Here is a 2,121-nt window from a genome sequence, read left to right as displayed (position 1 = left end):
GCCAACACCCAGGTGTACCTGCTGGACGGCAATGGCCAGCCGGTGCCCGTGGGCGTGCGTGGCGAGCTGTACATCGGTGGCCAGGGTCTGGCGCTGGGCTACCTGCACCGGCCGGAGCTCACGGCCGAGCGCTTCGTGCCCAATCCGTTCTCGTCCGTCCCCGGCGCGCGCATGTACCGCACGGGCGACGTGGCGCGCTGGCTGCCCGACGGCCGCATCGAGTTCTTCGGCCGCGCCGACACCCAGGTGAAGCTGCGAGGCTTCCGCATCGAGCCGGGCGAAATCGAGTCCGCCCTGCTCCAGCACCCGATGGTGCGCGAGGCCGCCGTCATCGCCCGGGAGGACGTGCCCGGCGACAAGCGCCTCGTGGCGTACGTCGTCCCGCACGACGACGCCCCGGACAGCAAGACCCTGCGCGACTTCCTGCAAGGCCGCCTGCCCGAGTACATGGTGCCCTCCGCCTTCGTCGCCCTGGAGGCCCTGCCCGTCACGCCCAACGGCAAGCTGGACCGCGCGGCCCTGCCCGCCCCTGAGGCCTCCGCCTCGCGCGAGGACACCTTCGTCGCGCCGAGCACTCCGACCGAGCAGCTCCTCGCGGGCCTCTGGGCCGAGGTGCTCCACATCACCCAGGTGAGCGCGCAGGACGACTTCTTCGAGCTGGGCGGCCACTCGCTGCTGGCCACCCAGGTCATCTCCCGCGTCCGCGACACCTTCAAGGTCGAGCTGCCGCTGCGTGACCTGTTCGAGGCGTCCACCCTCACCGCGCTCGCCGCCCGCATCGACTCCGCCGTGAGCGCGGGCCATGGCCTGCACGTGCCGCCGATGTTGCCCGTGCCGCGCACCGAGGCCCTGCCGCTGTCCTTCGCCCAGCAGCGCCTGTGGTTCATCGACCGGCTGGAGCCGGGCAGCGCGCTCTACAACATCCTCACCCCGGTGCGGCTGAAGGGCCCGCTGGACGTCGCTTCCCTGGAGCGCGCGTTCACGGCGCTGGTCGGCCGGCACGAGGCGCTGCGCACCACGTTCGGAACCGTGGACGGCCAGCCCGTCCAGGTCATCGCGCCGCCCTCCGGATTCACCCTGCCGGTGGTCGACCTCACGCACCTCCCCACCGAGGCCCGTGAGATCGAGGCCCGCCGCCTCACCGCCGAGGAGTCCCAGCGCCCGTTCGACCTGGCTCGCGGGCCGCTGCTGCGCGCCACCCTGCTGCGCCTGGATGCCGCCGACCACGTCCTGCTGCTGACGATGCACCACATCGTCTCCGACGGCTGGTCGATGAGCATCCTCGTGCGCGAGCTGACGGGCTTCTACGGCGCGTTCACCTCGGGCCGGACGCTGACCCTGCCCGAGCTGCCCGTGCAGTACGCGGACTTCGCCTCGTGGCAGCGCGGCTGGCTGCAAGGCGAGGCGCTGGACGCCCAGCTCGCCTGGTGGCGCGAGCAGCTCAACGGCGCCGCCCCGTACCTGGACCTGCCGACGGATCGCCCGAGGCCCGCGGTCTCGGCGCACCGCGGCGAGCTGCTCCCCATCCGCCTCACCGGCGAGCTGTCGGAGCGGATGCGCGAGCTGTGCCGTCAGGAGGGCGCCACGCCCTTCATGCTGCTGCTGGCGGCGTTCCAGGTGCTGCTGTCCCGCTACTCGGGGCAGAGCGACTTCTCCGTGGGGTCGACCATCGCCGGCCGCAACCGCGCGGAGACGGAGGCCCTCATCGGCTTCTTCGTCAACAACCTCGTGCTGCGCGCCCGCCTGGAGCCGGGCCTCACCTTCCGAGAGCACCTCGCTCGTGTGCGTGAGACGACGCTGGGCGCCTACGCGCACCAGGACGTGCCCTTCGAGAAGCTGGTCGAGGCCGTGCAGCCCGTGCGCGACCTGAGCCGCCCGCCCCTCTTCCAGGTGGTGCTGGGCATGCTCAACGCCGAGGCCCCGCAGGCCAACGTGTCGGACCTGTCCGTGCTCCCGGTGGACGTGGATCACCGCATGGCGAAGTTCGACATGACGTTGAACTTCTCCGAGACGCCGGAGGGCTTCGCCGGAACGCTGGAGTACGACACCGACCTGTTCGAGCGGACGACGGCGGACCGGATGCTGGGCCACCTGCGCACGCTGCTGGAGGCCGTCGTCTCC

General features: G+C 71.9%; 1 protein-coding gene. It reads left to right on the top strand.

Going from position 1 to position 2,121, the window contains the following annotated elements:
• Window positions 1-2,121, top strand: a 2,121-nt coding sequence (locus K8638_RS44075) for a condensation domain-containing protein (RefSeq protein ID WP_223760793.1), incomplete at both ends; no start/stop codon positions are given.

Source organism: Myxococcus sp. RHSTA-1-4 (genome assembly GCF_020037125.1).
Lineage (GTDB): Bacteria > Myxococcota > Myxococcia > Myxococcales > Myxococcaceae > Myxococcus.
The sequence above is the reverse complement of the archived record's forward strand: the minus strand, read 5'-3'. Positions and strand labels throughout refer to the sequence as shown.